Source organism: Kitasatospora sp. NPDC088264, assembly GCF_040685715.1.
Taxonomy (GTDB): domain Bacteria; phylum Actinomycetota; class Actinomycetes; order Streptomycetales; family Streptomycetaceae; genus Kitasatospora.
In genome coordinates, this window is record NZ_JBFBIR010000001.1 from 340,578 (window position 1) to 356,394 (window position 15,817).

General features: G+C 75.5%; 10 protein-coding genes and 1 riboswitch. Of the genes, 3 read left to right on the forward strand and 7 right to left on the reverse strand.

Going from position 1 to position 15,817, the window contains the following annotated elements; translation table 11 throughout:
• The first annotated feature begins 2 nt into the window (after positions 1-2).
• Complete coding sequence (fes, locus tag AB0O82_RS01440; protein WP_363579574.1) at positions 3-1,118, forward strand: enterochelin esterase; 1,116 nt, start codon at positions 3-5, stop codon at positions 1,116-1,118.
• A gap of 77 nt (positions 1,119-1,195) precedes the next feature.
• Positions 1,196-1,256: riboswitch (guanidine-III (ykkC-III) riboswitch) on the forward strand.
• Positions 1,257-1,268: 12 nt separating this feature from the next.
• Positions 1,269-2,123, forward strand: coding sequence for an MBL fold metallo-hydrolase (locus tag AB0O82_RS01445; RefSeq protein ID WP_363579575.1), 855 nt, complete (start codon positions 1,269-1,271; stop codon positions 2,121-2,123).
• Positions 2,124-2,188: 65 nt separating this feature from the next.
• Here the strand turns inward: AB0O82_RS01445 and AB0O82_RS01450 are convergent, their stop codons facing one another.
• Genes AB0O82_RS01450 through AB0O82_RS01460 form a run of 3 tightly spaced genes read right to left on the reverse strand, consistent with a single transcriptional unit; the run spans position 2,189 to position 11,086 of the window.
• On the reverse strand, positions 2,189-3,589 hold the full coding sequence (locus tag AB0O82_RS01450) for a DHA2 family efflux MFS transporter permease subunit (protein ID WP_363579576.1): 1,401 nt from the start codon (positions 3,587-3,589) through the stop codon (positions 2,189-2,191).
• Complete coding sequence (locus AB0O82_RS01455) at positions 3,586-3,771, reverse strand: MbtH family protein (RefSeq protein WP_063349847.1); 186 nt, start codon at positions 3,769-3,771, stop codon at positions 3,586-3,588. Before AB0O82_RS01455 ends, AB0O82_RS01450 begins: the two co-directional genes overlap by 4 nt.
• Positions 3,764-11,086 carry an amino acid adenylation domain-containing protein gene (locus tag AB0O82_RS01460; protein WP_363579577.1) on the reverse strand — a complete coding sequence of 2,441 codons (7,323 nt, stop codon included), beginning with the start codon at positions 11,084-11,086 and terminating at the stop codon, positions 3,764-3,766. Before AB0O82_RS01460 ends, AB0O82_RS01455 begins: the two co-directional genes overlap by 8 nt.
• A 124-nt stretch (positions 11,087-11,210) precedes the next feature.
• Between AB0O82_RS01460 and AB0O82_RS01465 the strand changes: the two genes are divergently transcribed.
• A complete protein-coding gene (locus AB0O82_RS01465) occupies positions 11,211-12,335 on the forward strand; it encodes an amidohydrolase (protein WP_363579578.1) in 1,125 nt (374 codons plus the stop codon).
• 138 nt (positions 12,336-12,473) lie between these two features.
• On the opposite strand, the gene AB0O82_RS01470 is transcribed toward AB0O82_RS01465, so the two are convergent.
• From AB0O82_RS01470 to AB0O82_RS01485, 4 genes are read right to left on the reverse strand one after another with little or no spacing between them, the layout of a single operon-like run.
• A complete protein-coding gene (locus AB0O82_RS01470; protein ID WP_363579579.1) occupies positions 12,474-13,235 on the reverse strand; it encodes an AMP-binding protein in 762 nt (253 codons plus the stop codon).
• Entirely contained in the window at positions 13,235-13,459 is a 225-nt protein-coding gene (locus tag AB0O82_RS01475; protein ID WP_063349844.1) for a phosphopantetheine-binding protein, read from the reverse strand. The genes AB0O82_RS01470 and AB0O82_RS01475 overlap by 1 nt, the downstream gene beginning before the upstream one ends.
• Positions 13,460-13,464: 5 nt before the next feature.
• Positions 13,465-14,106 (reverse strand): isochorismatase family protein, encoded by a 642-nt coding sequence (locus AB0O82_RS01480; RefSeq protein ID WP_363579580.1) that lies wholly within the window; start codon positions 14,104-14,106, stop codon positions 13,465-13,467.
• A gap of 13 nt (positions 14,107-14,119) precedes the next feature.
• A complete protein-coding gene (locus tag AB0O82_RS01485; protein WP_363579670.1) occupies positions 14,120-15,784 on the reverse strand; it encodes a (2,3-dihydroxybenzoyl)adenylate synthase in 1,665 nt (554 codons plus the stop codon).
• Between the last annotated feature and the right edge of the window lie 33 nt (positions 15,785-15,817).

Genomic DNA, 15,817 nt, shown 5'->3' on the forward strand with positions numbered 1-15,817 from the left:
AGATGGAAACCCTTCCCCTCGTCGAGCCCGATCCGGCCGACCCCGCCTACCGCCTGGTCACCTTCGTGCACGAGGACGCGTCGTGCGACGGCGTGCTCGCCCTCCTGCACACCGTCACCGACAAGGACCGGCACGCCGGCGACCTCGCCCCGCACCTGATGACCCGCCGCGACGACGGCCGCTGGTCGATCACCTACCGGCTGCGCGCCGACCACCGGGCGTCCTACCAGCTGTACCCGTTCCGGGGGGACGCCCCCGGCACCGCCCGGGCGGACTGGCTGCGCGTCCTCGACCACGCCCGCCCCGACCCGCACGACGCCGCCCCCCGGCTGCCCGCCCGCGACGGGCGCCACCCGTCGTCCGTGCTCAGCCTGCCCGACGCCCCCGCCCAGCCGTACGTCCGGCGGCGCGACGGCGTGCCGCGCGGGCGGACGGTGGCCCACGAGGTGGCCGGGCGGCGGGTGGACGTCCACCTCCCCGCCGGGGGCGGGCCTTCCGCCGGTGGCGGGCCGTTCGCGGTGGCCGTGCTGCTGGACGGCGAGATGTGGGGCGAGGTGCTGTCGGTCGGCGACACCCTCGACAACCTGGCGGCGGACGGCGCCATCCCGCCCACCGTCGCCCTGCTCGTCCACACCATGGGCCCCTGCCGACCCGACGACCTCAGCTGCAACCCGGCCTTCGTCGACCTCCTCGCCGACCGCCTCCTCCCCTGGGCGGCGGCGGAGTTCGGCACCACCACCGACCCGGCCGCCACCGTGATCGCCGGCCAGAGCGCGGGCGGCCTCACCGCCGCCTTCGCCGCGTTCCGGCGCCCCGACCGCTTCGGCGGCGCGCTCTGTCAGTCCGGTTCCTTCTGGTGGCCGGACGAGACCGAGTTCGACGAGGGCAGTGAGTGGCTGACCCGCCAATTCGCCCGCGAGCAAAGGCGGGAGGCCCGGTTCTACGTCGAGGTCGGCCTCCAGGAGTGGATGCTGCTCCCGCAGAACCGTCACCTGCGCGACGTCCTCACCGCCCGCGGCTACGACCTCGCGTACCGCGAGTTCAACGGCGGCCACGACTACGCCTGTTGGCGCGGCGGGCTGGCGGACGGGCTGGCGCACCTGCTGGGGCGTGCCTGAGAACTCCCGGTGGACCATCCGGACCGACGGCGGCCGAGGCGTCCCGCCACCCGGGCGTGCTAGCGTCCCGGTGGCGGCGCGCCGGTGACCGCCCCGGACGAGATGTGCGCCGTACCCGGCCCGCCAAGACGACGCACCGAGGGAGACGTCATGGCCGCCGGTGCCCCGATCGCCCGTCCGCTCGACGTGCGGTGGATCCACGGGTCCCCGTCCGCGAAGCACAACACGGACCCGGACATCCAGGTCCACGCGTACGACGAGCACACCGTCATCCTGCGGCAGAACAAGGCGGTCGACTACGAGGCGCCGTTCCTGTTCCTGCTGTTCGGGGGCGAGCGGGCGGTCCTGATCGACACCGGGGCCACCGCCTCCGCCGCGTACTTCCCCCTGCGCACCGTGGTCGACGGACTCATCGACCAGTGGCTCGCCGACCACCCCCGCGACGGCTACGGACTGCTCGTCCTGCACACCCACCCGCACGGCGACCACGTCGCGGGCGACGGGCAGTTCGCCGACCGGCCCGCGACGACCCTGGTCGGCGCCGACCCGGCCACGGCCTGGCCGTACTTCGGCTTCGACCAGGACCCGGACGCCGTCGCGCGGGTGGACCTGGGCGGCGGCCGGGTGCTCGAATGCCTGGCCACCCCGGGCCACCACCCGGCGGCCGTCACCTACTACGACCCGTGGACGGGCCTGCTGCTCACCGGCGACACCGTCTACCCGGGCCGCCTCTACATCGACGACTGGCCTGCCTTCACCCGCACCGTCGACCGGCTGATCGACTTCGCCGAACGCCGCCCGGTGACGCACCTGCTCGGCTGCCACATCGAGATGACCCGCACCCCCGGCGTCGACTACCCCATCCGCACGACCCACCAACCCGACGAGCCGCCCCTGCAGCTGACCGTCGGACACCTCCGGGCCATCCGCACCGCACTCGCCGACCTCGGCGACCGACCGCGCCGGCACGCCCTGCCCGACCTGATCCTCTGGCCGAGCGCCTGAGCCCGGAAGGCCGCGTCCAACGAACTGACGCCGCACCCCGCGATCGCGGGGTGCGGCGTGGCTGTTCAGTCGGCGAGGGGTGGTGCCGGCGCCTCCCGGGGGAGGCGGGTGGTGAGGAGGGTGCCGGCGGCGACCAGGGCGGCGGTGAGCAGAAGGGCGAGGCGGTAGGGGCCGAGTGAGCCGCCGTCGGTGTCCAGGGCGCCGATGAGGGCGGCGGTGGCGGCGATGCCGAGGGCGCCGCCGAGGGTGCGGACGATGGTGAACAGGCCCATGGCGCGGCCCATCGCGGGCCCGGGGACGTCGGCGAAGCCGGCGATCTGGACGGTGAGCACGGCGGTGCCCAGGACGAGCCCGACCGCGAACATCAACGCCCGTACGGCCCAGGGGTTCTCGGCGAAGCCGAGGGCGGCCAGGACGAGGGCGGCGAGCAGCAGCGCGGGCAGCGCGAGGCGGCGGGGACCGAACCGGGGCAGCAGGCGGTCGACCACCTGGGAGGCGGCCATCAGGCCGATCGCCTCGGGGAAGACGCTCAGCCCGGCGTCGAGGGCCGAGGCCCCGAGGGCGGCCTGGTAGAGCAGCGGGAGGACGAACAGGGCGCCCATCAGGCCGGCCGAGGTGAGCAGGGCCAGCCAGGTGGCGGTGCCGAAGGTGCGGTCGGCGAGCTGCCGAAGATCCACCAGTGGTTCGGCGGAGCGGAGTTGGTGGCGCACGGCGATGACGAGCAGGAGGAGACCGGCCACGCCGCTGAGCGCCACTCCCGGCGAGGACCAGCCGTGCGCCGGGCCGAAGCCGAGCGCGTAGGTGAGCAGTCCGAGGCCGGGGGTGGCGAGCAGGAAGCCGGTGGTGTCGAAGCGGCCGGCCGGGGGCTCGTCCGCCGCGCGCAGGCCGATGAGCCCGGTCACGACGGCCGCGACCCCGACCGGCACGTTGACCAGGAACAGCCAGTGCCAGGAGAGGTGTTCGGTCAGGAGGCCGCCGAGCGGCGGGCCGAGGGCGGGCATCAGGGCGGTCGGGACGATCAGGATCCGGCCCAGGCCGGCCCGCTCGTGCGGGGCGAAGGCCCGGAACAGCAGGGTCATCCCGACCGGGGTGAGCAGCCCGCCGGCCACGCCCTGGACGGCCCGCGCGGCGGCGAGCGAGCCGAGGCCGGGGGCGGCGGCGCACAGGGCGGAGGCGAGGGTGAACGCGGCCAGGGAGCCGAGGAAGACCCGTTTCACGCCGAACCGGTCGCCGAGCCAGCCCGCCACCGGCAGGCCGACGGCGAGGCCGACCAGGAAGGCCGTCTCGACGGCGTTGGCGGCCGAGACGGGCCGCCCGAAGTCCTCGGCGATGGTGAACAGCGCGGGGTTGACGATGGTCGAGTCCAGGCCGTTCATGCACATCGCGGCGGTGTAGACCACGACCACCGCGGCGCGCCCCGCGAGCAGGGGGCGCGCCGGGGCGGCCTCGACGGCCGGAGGGGTCACAGGTCGGTCCAGTGGGCGGTGATCCACTGCACGGCGTCGGCGCGCTCGCACGGGCCGTGGGAGACGTTCCAGCCGGCCGGGACGGCGGCGAAGGCCGGCCAGAGCGAGTGCTGGCCCTGGTCGTTGACGAGGGCGAGGAACTCGCCGTCGCCGTCGAAGGGGTTGGCGGGGGCGTCACTCATCGGAGGACTTCTCCAGGTGGTCGGTGATCACGCGGGCGATGTGCGCGATCGGGGCGGGCAGGGTCATGTCCTTGTGCGAGCAGGCGACGTCGGTGTTGTCGATGCGGCCGGACACGTACGGGGTCCAGAGTTCGGGCACCAGGGTCTCGTCGATGGTGTCGACGGTGGCGCGGAAGAACAGCACGTCGCCGTCGAAGGGGCGGTGGTCGTGGCCCCGGACGAGGTGGTTGGTGTTGAGGTAGATCCGGTTGAGGGCGGCCACGGTGGCGTCGTCGAGTCCGGCGAGCGGGCTGCCCTCGCGGCGCAGCAGCTCGGTGACGGCGGCGAGTTCGAGCGGCCGCCCGGCGAGGTCCTCGGGGCCGTAGCCGCCCATGGTGAGCAGCGCCTCCAGCGCCTCGGCCTGGTCGGGGACGGGCAGGTCGCGGAAGCCCTCGGCGGGGTAGGCGTCCAGGATCGCGAGCAACTCGACGGCGTGGCCGAGGTCCTGGAGCCGGACGGCGACGGCGTGCGCGATGATCCCGCCGGTGGACCAGCCGAGCAGCCGGTACGGGCCCTCGGGCTGGACCTCGCGCAGCCGGTCGACGTAGTGCGCGGCCAGCTCGTCCAGGGTCTGCGGCAGGGGCCGGGCCGCCGTGGCCGCGCCGACGCCCTGGGCCTGGAGGCCGTAGATCGGCAGGTCGGCGGGCAGGTGGCGGATCAGGCCGGTGTAGCACCAGCTGAGGCCGCCGGCGGGGTGGACGGCGAACAGCGGGGTACGGCGTCCGGGCGCGGCGGGCCGCAGCGGGAGCAGGACGTCCAGCGCGTCGGCGCTCTGCGAGCCGGCCGCCAGGGCCGTGTCGAGGGCGGCGACGGTGGGCGACTGGAACAGGGTGCCGATGCCGACGTCCAGGCCGAGCAGTTCGCGGATCCGCCCGGCGAGGCGGACGACCAGCAGCGAGTGGCCGCCAAGGGCGAAGAAGTCGTCGTCGACGCCGACCGCCGCGACGCCCAGCACCTCGGCGAAGAGTTCGCACAGCTGCTGTTCGCGCGGGGTGCGCGGCGGGCGTCCGGCGCCGGTGGCGGGCGCGTCGGGGGCCGGCAGGGCGCGGCGGTCGAGCTTGCCGTTGGCGGTGAGCGGCAGCCGGTCGAGCAGGACGACGGCGGAGGGCACCATGTGGGCGGGCAGTCCGGCGGCGGCGTGGGCGCGCAGGTCCTCGGGGGTGGGGGCGGCGACGGCGCTCGGGTCCTCGGGGCTCGCCGTGGTGACCGCGTAGCCGACCAGTCGCTTGTCGCCCGGGGCGTCCTCGCGGACGACCACGGCGGCGTCGGCGACGCCCGGGTGGGCGGCCAGCACGGCCTCGATCTCGCCGAGTTCGATCCGGAAGCCGCGCAGCTTCACCTGCTGGTCGGCGCGGCCGAAGTACTCCAGGACGCCGTCGGCGCGGCGGCGGGCGAGGTCGCCGGAGCGGTACATCCGGGTGCCGCGTTCGCCGAACAGTTCGGCGTACGGGTCGGCGACGAAGCGTCCGGCGGTGAGGTCGGGGCGGCCGAGGTAGCCGCGGGCCAGGCCGGCCCCGGCGACGTACATCTCGCCGGTGACGCCGGGCGGGACGGGCTGGAGGTGCTGGTCCAGGACGTAGACCCGCAGGTCGGGGATGTTGACGCCGATGGTGCTGCTGCTTCCGGCGGCGGCGGTGGCCCGGTCGAGGGCGATGTAGGAGACGTGCACGGTGGTCTCGGTGATGCCGTACATGTTGACCAGGGTGGGCGCGTCCTCCGGGTGGCGGGCGTACCAGTCGTCGAGCCGGGCCAGTTCGAGCGCCTCGCCGCCGAACACCACGTAGCGCAGGGCGAGTTCGGATCCGGGGCGGTCCCGGTCGGCGGCGCTGAGCTGGTAGAAGGCGGACGGGGTCTGGTTGAGCACGGTGACGCGTTCGCGGGCGAGCAGGTCGAGGAAGGCCGCCGGGTCGCGACTGACCAGGTGCGGGACGACGACCAGGCGGCCTCCGTGCAGCAGGGCCCCCCACAGCTCCCAGACGGAGAAGTCGAAGGCGTAGGAGTGGAAGAGGGTCCAGACGTCGTCGGCGCCGAAGCCGAACCAGCGGTCGGTGGAGCTGAACAGCCGGACCACGTTGTGGTGGGTGACGGGGACGCCCTTGGGGCGGCCGGTGGAGCCGGAGGTGTAGATGACGTAGGCGGTGTCCTCGGCGCGCAGCGGGCGGGTGCGCTCGTGCTGGGCCAGCGGGGCGGCCGGGTGGGTGGCCGACTCCGGTCCGTCGACGAGCAGTTGGGGCACCTGGTGGGCGGGCAGCCGGGGCGCGGTGGCGCGGTCGGTGAGCAGGGCGGCGGGGGCGGCGTCGGCCAGCATGTAGGCGAGGCGGTCGGCCGGGTAGTCGGGGTCGAGCGGCAGGTAGGCGGCGCCGGACTTGGCCACCGCGAGGAGGGCGACGACGAGTTCGAGCGAGCGCGGCAGGGCGAGGGCGACGATGGTGCCGGGGCCGATGCCGTTGGCGGCCAGCAGCCGGGCCAAGCGGTCGGCGCGGGTGGCGAGTTCGGTGTAGTCGAGCTGCTCGTCACCGCAACTGACGGCGACGGCCCGCGGGTTGGCGGCTGCGGCGGCCTCGAACAGCCCGGCCAGGGTGGCGTCCGGGGCCGACGTGTGCGGAGCCGAGGTGTGCAGCGCCGAGGTGTGCAGCGCCGACGTGTACGGGGTGCCGTTCCACTCGACGAGGGCGCGCAGCCGCTCCTCCTCGCCGATCAGCGGGAGCCGGCCGATCGCGGTGTCGGGGGCGGTGGCGGCGGCGGCGAGCAGCCGGGCGAGGCGGGTGGCGAGCCCTTCGACGGTGGCGGCGTCGAAGAGGTCGGTGCGGTACTCCAGGAAGCCGCCGATGCCGCCGTCGGGGAGCTCGCCCGCGTTGAGGGTGAGGTCGAACTTGGCGGTGCCGCTGGGGACGGCGGCGATCCGGGCGGTGAGGCCGCCGCCCAGCGGGTGGAGCTCGTCGGGGCGGCTCTGCCAGGCAAGCATCACCTGGAACAGCGGGTGGCGGGCGAGGGAGCGCGGCGGGTTGAGCTCCTCGACCAGGCGGTCGAAGGGCAGGTCGGCGTGCTCGTGGGCGGCGAGGACGGTGCCTCTGACCTTGCCGAGCAGCTCGCGGAAGGTCGGGTCGCCCGAGGTGTCGGTGCGCAGGACCACGGAGTTGACGAAGTAGCCGACCAGGTCGGCGGTTTCGGGGTCGTCGCGGCCGGCGACCGGGGTGCCGACGGGAATGTCGGTGCCGCAGCCGTGCCGGGTGAGCAGGGCGGCGAGTCCGGCCTGGACGGCCATGAAGACGGTGCCGCCGGCCGCCCGGGCGAGCGCGGCGAGGGCGGCGTGGGCCTCGGCGTCGAGGGTGAAGGGCACGGTGGCGCCGTGGTGGCCGGCGACGACGGGGCGCGGTCGGTCGGTGGGCAGTTCCAGCTGGTCGGGCAGGCCGGCCAGGGCGGTGCGCCAGTACTCCGACTGCCGCGCGGCGAGCGGGCTGGGCGCCTCGGCGGTGCCGAGCAGCTGCCGCTGCCAGGCCGCGTGGTCGGCGAACTGCACGGCGGGCAACGGGAGTTCCGGTGCGCGGCCGGCCAACCGGGCGGTGTAGGCGGCGGACAGGTCGCGGACCAGCGGGGTGGTGGAGGCGCCGTCGCTCGCGATGTGGTGGAGCAGCAGGAGCAGGGTGTGTTCGGCCGGGCCGTGGGTGAACAGGGTGGTGCGCAGCGGCGGCCGGCCGGTGAGGTCGAAGGCGTGCCGCACGGCTTCGGCGAGCTCGGTGCCGTCGTGCAGTTCGACGGGCTCGGCGGGCAGCACCCGCTGGTACGGCGTGCCGTCCGGCTCCTCGCCGTAGACCGTGCGCAGCACCTCGTGCCGGGCGGCGAGGTCGCCGAGGGCGAGGGTGAGGGCGGTCCGGTCGAGCGGGCCGGTGAGGGTGAGGGCGAGCGGGATGTTGTAGGTGGGGCTGGGGCCCTGGAGCCGGTGCAGGAACCACAGGCCGCGCTGGGCGGGCGACAGCGGCATCCGGTCGGTGCGCGGCACGGGCACCAGCGCGGGGCGGGCCTCGGGCTCGCCGCCGGGGTGCGCGTCGAGCAGGGCGGCGAGCGCGGCCGGGGTCGGGTGGCGGAAGACGTCGGCGAACCCGACGGCGGCGGCGAAGGTCTCGCGCAGCCGGGCCGCGAGGCGGCCGGCCAGCAGCGAGTGGCCGCCGAGGTCGAAGAAGGAGGTGTCCCGCCCGGGTGCCTGCGGCAGGTCGAGGACGTCGGCGAACAGCCCGCAGACCAGTTCCTCCTGCGGCGTGGCCGGGGCCGTGCCGGGCTCGGCCGCGGCGGGCTCGGGCAGGGCGCGGTGGTCGAGCTTGTCGTGGGCGGTGCGCGGCAGTTCGTCGAGGACCAGGACGGCGGCCGGGACCATGTGTCCGGGCAGCCGGGCGGCGAGGGCGGCCCGCAGCGCGGCCGGGTCGAGGGCGACGCGGGGGGCGGGGGCGGGGGCGGGTTCGGCGGTGTCCTCCGGCATGGCCTCGGACTCGGAGACCGCCTCGGAAACCGCCTCGGAGGCTGCCTCGGGAGCCGCCTCGGAGAGCACCTCGGGCACGACGTAGCCGAGCAGCCGCTTGCCCTGCGGACCGGAGCGGGCGATCACCACGGCCTGCGCGACGCCCGGCAGTTGGGCGAGGACGGCGGCGATCTCGCCGGGCTCGATCCGGAAGCCGCGGATCTTCACCTGGTCGTCGGCGCGGCCGAGGAATTCCAGGGTGCCGTCCGGTCGGCGGCGGGCGAGGTCGCCGGTGCGGTACATCCGGTCGCCGGGCGGGCCGAACGGGTCGGCGAGGAAGCGTTCGGCGGTGAGGTCGGGGCGGCCGAGGTAGCCGCGGGCCAGGCAGGCCCCGGCGACGTACAGTTCGCCGGCGACGCCGTCGGGCGCGGGGCGCAGCGAGCCGTCGAGGACGTAGGCGCGGGAGCCGCGCACCACCCGGCCGACCGGGGCGCCGTCCGGGCCGGGCGTCCAGGCGTAGGCGTCGACGGTGGTCTCGGTCGGGCCGTAGAGGTCGATCGGGTGCAGGCCGGGTGCGGCGGTGAGGCGCTGCCAGAGGGCGGGCGGGGTGGCCTCGCCGCCGACCGCGATGACCGCCGGGCGGTGCCACTCCTCGTCCAGGATGCCTTCGGAGAGCAGGACTTCGAGGTAGGAGGGGGTGACGTCGAGGTAGTCGACGCGTTCCCGGTGCAGGTGGCCGGCCAGGGCGGCCGGGTCGCGGTAGGTGGCGTCGTCGAGCAGGTGCAGCTCGTGGCCGTGGACCATCCACAGCACCGGGTCCCAGGAGGCGTCGAAGGCGAACGAGGCGCTGTGCGCGACACGCAGGCGCTCGCGGCCGGTGCGGCGCACGGCCGGGGCGATGTGGTCCTCGCCGTGGCCCGCGTACAGGTTGGCCAGCGAGGCGTGGGTGACGACGACGCCCTTGGGGCGGCCGGTGGAACCGGAGGTGTGCAGCACGTAGGCGGCGTGGTGGGGCCGGGGGGCCGGGGGTGCGGTGGCGGGCTCGGCGTCCGCGTCCCCGGGCAGCACGGCGGGCAGGCCGGCCGGCAGGTCCAGTTGGGCGAGGGCCTCGGCGGTGCCGACCGCGCAGACCGGGCGGGCGTCGTCCAGGACGGCGGCCAGGCGCTGCCGGGGGTGCGCGAGGTCGAGGGAGACGCAGGCGCCGCCGGCCTTGAGCACGCCGAGCATCGCGACCAGGGTGTCCACGCCGCGCGGCAGGGCGAGCGCGACCGGCGCACCGGCGCGCACGCCGAGGGCGTTCAGGCGGTGGCCGAGGCGGTTGGCGGCGGCGTCCAACTCGGCGAAGGTGAGGGCGACTTTGCCGCTGCGGACGGCGACGGCGGCCGGGGTGCGGGCGGCCTGCGCGGCGAACAGCTCGGGCAGCGTCCGGTCGAGCGGCGGCTCCGTGCGGCCGGCGGTGGCGCGGCGCAGGCCGTCCGGGTCGAGCAGGTCGATCCGGGCGATGGGCGTCTGCGGGGCGGTGAGCAGCAGGTCGGCGAGGGCGTCGAGGTAGCGCAGCAGCCCGTCGCGGTGGGCGGCGAGTGAGGCGGTGTCGTGGCGGGCGGGGTCGGCGTCCAGGACGAGGCGCAGCGCGCCGCCGGGGGCGGGCGAGACGCCGACGGCGAGGTCGTCGACGGGCCCGGCGGCGAGGTTGCGGACGACGCCGGGCAGGCCGGCCAGGTCGAGATCGCCCTCGAAGGCCTTGATGTTGACCATCGGGCCGAACAGGGCGCGCCGCTCGCCGGTCAGCCCGAGGTCGCGGCGCAGGTCCTCCAGGGGGTAGCGCTGGTGGCGGCGGACGGCGCGCAGTTCGCGGACCACCCGGCGCAGCAGCGCCTCGGCGCTGTCGGCGGGACGGACGGCCAGGCGCAGCGGGAGGACGTTGGCGGCGGCGACGGGGGTGCGCAGGGCGGCCGGTCCGCGGCGGTTGGCGAGCGGCAGGCCGAGCACGACGTCCTCGGTGCCGGCCAGGCGGTGCAGGTAGCCGGCGGTGGCGGCGAGGAGCAGTTCGGCCCAGGTGGCGCGGGCGGTGGCGCCGGCGCGCTCCAGCCGGTCGCGGGTGCCGGCGGGCAGCTCGGCGGTGAGGCGCAGGGGGGCCTGGGCCGGGGTTGCGGACAGTGCGGGCGCCGGGCTGCCCGGCAGGGTCGCCGGGGTGTCGGCGCCGGCCAGGCGGTCGGCCCAGTAGGCGCGGTCGGCCGGGTACTCCTCGCCGTCCCGGTAGGCGGCCTCCTCGGCGGCGACCTCGGCGAGGGTGGCGAACGGGCGTGCGGCGGGCTCGGTGCCGGTGGCGTGCGCGGTGTACAGCTCGGCGAGGCGCTCGCCGAGGAGGTTCAACGCGTAGGCGTCGACGGCGAGATGGTGGATCCGCCGGTACCACTGGTACCGGTCTTCGGCGAGGCGGATCAGCGCGTGGGTGAACAGCGGGCCCTCGGCGAGGTCGGCCGGGCGGGCGAGGTCGGCGCGCATCCAGGCCTCGGCCTCGGCGGCCGGGTCGTGCGCGGCGCGCAGGTCGAGGTGGTGCAGCGGCCAGCGGCGGCCGGGGCGCGGCTGCTGGCGGGGCGTGCCGTCCGGGCCGGTGACGACGACGGCGCTCAGTGCCTCGGCCTCGTCGACCGCCTGCCGCAGCGCGTCCTCGAACCGGGCCTCGTCGAGCGGGCCGGTGATCTCGACGGCGTCGCCGGTGTTGTAGACCGGGCTGTCGGGGTCGAGTGACTGCGCGTACCAGATGGCGGCCTGGGCGGCGAGCAGCGGGACATCGACGGCCTGGGTTTCGACGGCAGGCATGGTTCGGGGTGCTCCTCGGGGTCCGGCGAACGAAACGCCTAGTTAGGTTAGCCTAATCTAACTTCATATGATCTAGTCAACGGCCCCCCAGTGCGGGGGCCCTGACATCACGGAGGCGCCGCCCATGCCCCTGACCGCGACCAAACAGGCCGTCCGCGAACACGTCCACGCGCACCGCGCGGAACTGCTCGCGCTCAGCCACCGCATCCACGCCCACCCCGAGACCGCGTTCGAGGAGCACCGCGCGGCCGCCTGGTGCGCCGAACTCCTACGCGCCCACGGCTACGCCGTCACCGCGCCCGCGCACGGACTGGACACCGCGTTCACCGCGAGCCTCGGCAACGGGCCGGTCACCGTCGCACTCGTCTGCGAGTACGACGCGCTGCCCGGCCTCGGGCACGCCTGCGGGCACAACCTGATCGCCGCCGCCGGCCTCGGCGCGGCACTCGGCCTCGCCCCGTACGCCGACCAACTCGGGCTCACCGTACGGGTGATCGGCGCGCCGGCCGAAGAGCGCGGAGCCGGAAAGGCGCTACTTCTGGAGGCGGGCGCCTTCGACGGCGTGGACGCGGCGATGATGGTGCACCCCTGCCCGGTCGAGGTCGCCGACTTCCACTCCTTCGCGCTCGGCACCCTCTCCGTCCGCTACACCGGCCGCGCCGCCCACCCGAGCCTCAACCCGCACCAGGGCCGCAACGCCGCCGACGCCCTCACCGTCGCCCAGGTCGCCCTCGGGCTGCTGCGCCAGCACCTGCCGCCGCAGTGGCGGGTGCACGGCATCACCACGGCCGCCGGCACCGCGCCCAACCTGATCCCCGACAGCGCGAGCGCGGAGTACGAGATCCGCGCCTCGGCGGCCGAGGACCTCGCGCAGTTGCGGGCCCGGGTCGAGGACTGCTTCCGGGCCGGGGCGCTCGCCACCGGCTGCGAGGTGACGCTCGACCGGCCCGAACCGGACTACCTGGACATGCGCTCCGACCCCGCCCTGCTCGCCCTCTGGCGGGCCAACGCGGCGGCGCTCGGCCGACCGGAACCGGTCGAGAGCGGGCCGTTCGCGTGCACCGACATGGGGAACGTCTCCCACGCCGTGCCCGCCATCCACCCGGTGCTGGACATCACCGGCGGTGCCTGCGCCCCGCACGAGGCCGCGTTCGCCGAGGCCGCGGTGGGGGCGGAGGCCGACCGGGCAGTGCTGGACGGCGCGGTCGCCATGGCCTGGACGGCGGCCGACCTGGCGGCGAACGCCTGACAGCCGACGCCTGGCGACCGACGGCCGCCGATCGACGACCGACAGATGACAACTTTCAGATAACAGATTTCATCATCTGTTATCTGAAAGTTGTTCGCTGAACGTTGTCATCTGTTCGCCGCCCTCGCCCCGCCCCCGTCAGCCGCCCAGCAGCGCCGCCGACGACGCCCGCACCGCCGTGACGCCCAGCTCCCTCACCAGCTCCCCGACCTCGCCCGACCGCTGCGGGTCGGCCAGCACCACGGCGGCGCCGGTCCGCAGCGGCCAGAGGAACTCCCAGAGCGGCAGGCCCAGTTGCAGCACCCGGTCACCCGGGCCGAGCGGGTGGGCCGCCTGGAGCTCGCGCACCCGGCGGTCGGCCTCGGCGTGGGTGAGCCGGACGGCGTCCGGTCGCCCGCCCGGGCCGTACCCGACGCAGAGCAGGTGCTGCGGCGTGAGCGCCCGGGGCGGGTCGGTGGCCAGCTCGCCGTCCACGTCCAGCCCGGCCAGCGCCTCCGGCACCCCCTCCCCCAGCACGCAGACCGGCGCGGTCTCCGCGAGCAGCCGCGCCCGGCGCCCGGGTGCGTCCGCCGGGTCCAGCGGCAGGTACGCCGCGCCGGACTTGGCCACCGCGAGCAGCGCGGTCAGCAGCTGCGCCGGGTGGCGGGCCGGCGCCAGGCCGACCACCGCCCCCGGCCGGGCGCCGCGCGCGGCCAGGGCGCGCGCCAGCCGGTTGGCCGCGGCATTCAGGTCCCGGTACGTGACGACCGCGCCGCCCGCGAGCAGCACGGCGGGGGCGTCCGGGGTCCGGGCGGCCTGCGCCTCGACCGGCCCCACGACGGTGGTCGGCGGGTACTTCGCCGCCCGGTCCGTGCGCGGGGGCGCCTGCGGCCCGGCGGCCTCCAGCAGCACCGTCTCCATCAGGCCGCGCCGAGCAGTGCGGCCCAGGCCTCGACAGCCGGGCGCTCGGCCAGTTGCACGAACGCCACCTCGGCGCCCTCGGCCCGCCAGCGCTCGGCGAGCGCCATCAGCCGGACCGAGTCCAGGCCCCAGTCGGCCAGGTTCTCGTCCAGCGGGACGTCCGCCGGGTCCTCGCCGAGCAGGTCGGCGACCTCGGCCCGGATCCGCTCCACGGTGAAGGCCATGCCCGTCACTTCCCTTCCAGCATCGCGAGGACGGCGTCGGTGGTGGTGACCTGCCCGCAGCGGCCGGCCACCCAGGACAGCGCCGCGCGGTGCTCGTCCGGGCCGAAGTCGGCGACCGCGTCGGCCACCACGAAGGCCGGCAGGTCGCGCATCCAGGCGTCGCAGGCGGTGGCCTGTACCCCGATGTGCGCGTACACGCCGGTGATCACCAGCTGGTCCCGGCCCTGTTCGCGCAGCAGCCGGTCCAGATCGGTGCGCACGAAGGCGCTGTACTTCCACTTGGTGAGCAGCGTGTCGCCCGGTGCTGGGGCGACGGCGTCGGCGATCGCCGTCGCGCGAGGGTCGTCCGGGATGCCCGGGCCCCAGAAATCCTGCTGGAGGCCGCGTTCGGCCGGGCTCTGCCCGCCGGGCTGGGCCGAGTAGAGCACCGGTATGCCGTGGGCGCGTGCCGCCCCGGCCAACCGGCCGACGTTCCCGAGGAGTTCGGGCACCGGCGCGGCGGCGGCGTCGAAGGCGTCCAGGAAGTGGTTCTGCAGGTCGTGCACCAGCAGCACGGCGCGGTCCGGATCGACCGTCCACTCGACCCGGTTGGCGGGCAGTTCGGTGGCGGCGGGCAGGGGATAGGAGGGAATGCGGGGCAGGCCCACGGTGGTCTTTCCTTCAGTGAGTAGGGAGTGCGGCCGCGATGGCGGCGCGCAGGTCCTTCTTGCTGACCTTGCCGATCCCGGTGGCGGGGAAGGCGTCGACGAACTCGACCCGGTCCGGCACCTTGTACTCGGCCAGTCCGCGCTGCCGTACGAAGCGCTTCAACTCGATGCTCTTCGGCGGCTGTTCGCGATGCTCGGTACGCAGGACGACGTAGGCGCAGGTGCGTTCGCCGAGGTAGGGGTCGGGCATCGACACCACCGCCGCGTCGTGCACGGCGGGGTGGGCGAGCAGGTGGTTCTCGATCTCCTCGGCGGCGACCTTCTCGCCGCCCCGGTTGATCTGGTCCTTGGCCCGGCCCTCGACCACCAGGTGGCCGGTCGGGGTGCGGCGGACGAGGTCGCCGGTGCGGTAGAAGCCCTCGGCCGTGAAGGAGTTGGCGTTGTGCTCGGGCGCGTTCCAGTAGCCGCGGATGGTGTACGGGCCGCGGGTGAGCAGGTGGCCGGTGGCGCCGTCGGGCAGGTCCTGGTCCTGGTCGTCGACCACCCGGACCTCGTCGTCGGGGGAGATCGGCCGGCCCTGGGTGGTGGTGATCAGCTCCTCCGGGTCGTCCAGGCGGGTGTAGTTGACCAGCCCCTCCGCCATCCCGAACACCTGCTGAAGCGTGCAGCCGAGCACCGGGCCCACCCTCCGGGCAGCCTCGGCGCTGAACTTGGCACCGCCGACCAGCAGCACCTCCAGGCTGTCCAGGTCCCCCGCGCCGGGGCCGCCCGCGTCGCGCTCGGCGGCGTCCAGCCAGAGCAGGGCCAGCGGCGGCACCAGCCCGGTGATGGTCACGCCCTCGCGCTCGATCAGCGGGAAGGCCGTCTCCGGGTTGGGCCGCGGGCACAGCACCACCCGGCCGCCCGCGTACAGCGTGCCGAGCGAACCGGGCGAGCTGAGCGGGAAGTTGTGGGCGGCGGGCAGCGCGCACAGGTAGACGCTGTCCTCGTCGAGCGCGCACAGCTCGACCGAGCCGCGCAGCGAGTAGATGTAGTCGTCGTGGGTGCGCGGGATCAGCTTGGGCACGCCGGTGCTGCCGCCGGAGAGCTGGAGGAAGGCGACGCTCCCGGGCTCCGGCTCCTCGACCGGCCCGGGCCCGTCGCAGGGCACGTCCGCCAGCCGGAGGTGCTCGCCCGGGTCGTCCCCGGCCACCAGGACCAGCCGCAGCGCCGGGCTCTCCGCCTTGACCCGGGAGGCCAGTTCGCGGTAGTCGAAGCCGTTGTCGACGGCCGCGACGACGTAGCCGGCCGCCCCGGTGAAGGAGCAGAAGTAGCCGATCTCGGTGGCGCGGTGGGCGGGCAGCGCGAAGACCGGCAGCGCGCCGATCCGGAACAGCGCGAAGACCACCTCGAAGAACTCGGCCACGTTGGGCAGTTGGACCACCACGCGGTCGCCGCGCCCGATCCCCCGGGCGAGCAGCCCGGCGGCCATCCGGTCGGCGCGGCGGTCGAGTTCGGCGTACGTCCAGCGCCGCCCCTCCCCCGCCGGGTCGACGATCGCGATCCGCTCGCCGTGCGCGGCGGCGCGCTCGCGCAGCATTCGCCCGAAGGTCTCGCCGCGCCAGTACCCGGCGGCCCGGTAGCGCTCGGCGAACTCGGCGGGGTACGGGGTGAAGGCGGACTCCTGAGCGGAGGCCAGGTCCACAACGACGGACTGATCCTGCGTCAGAAA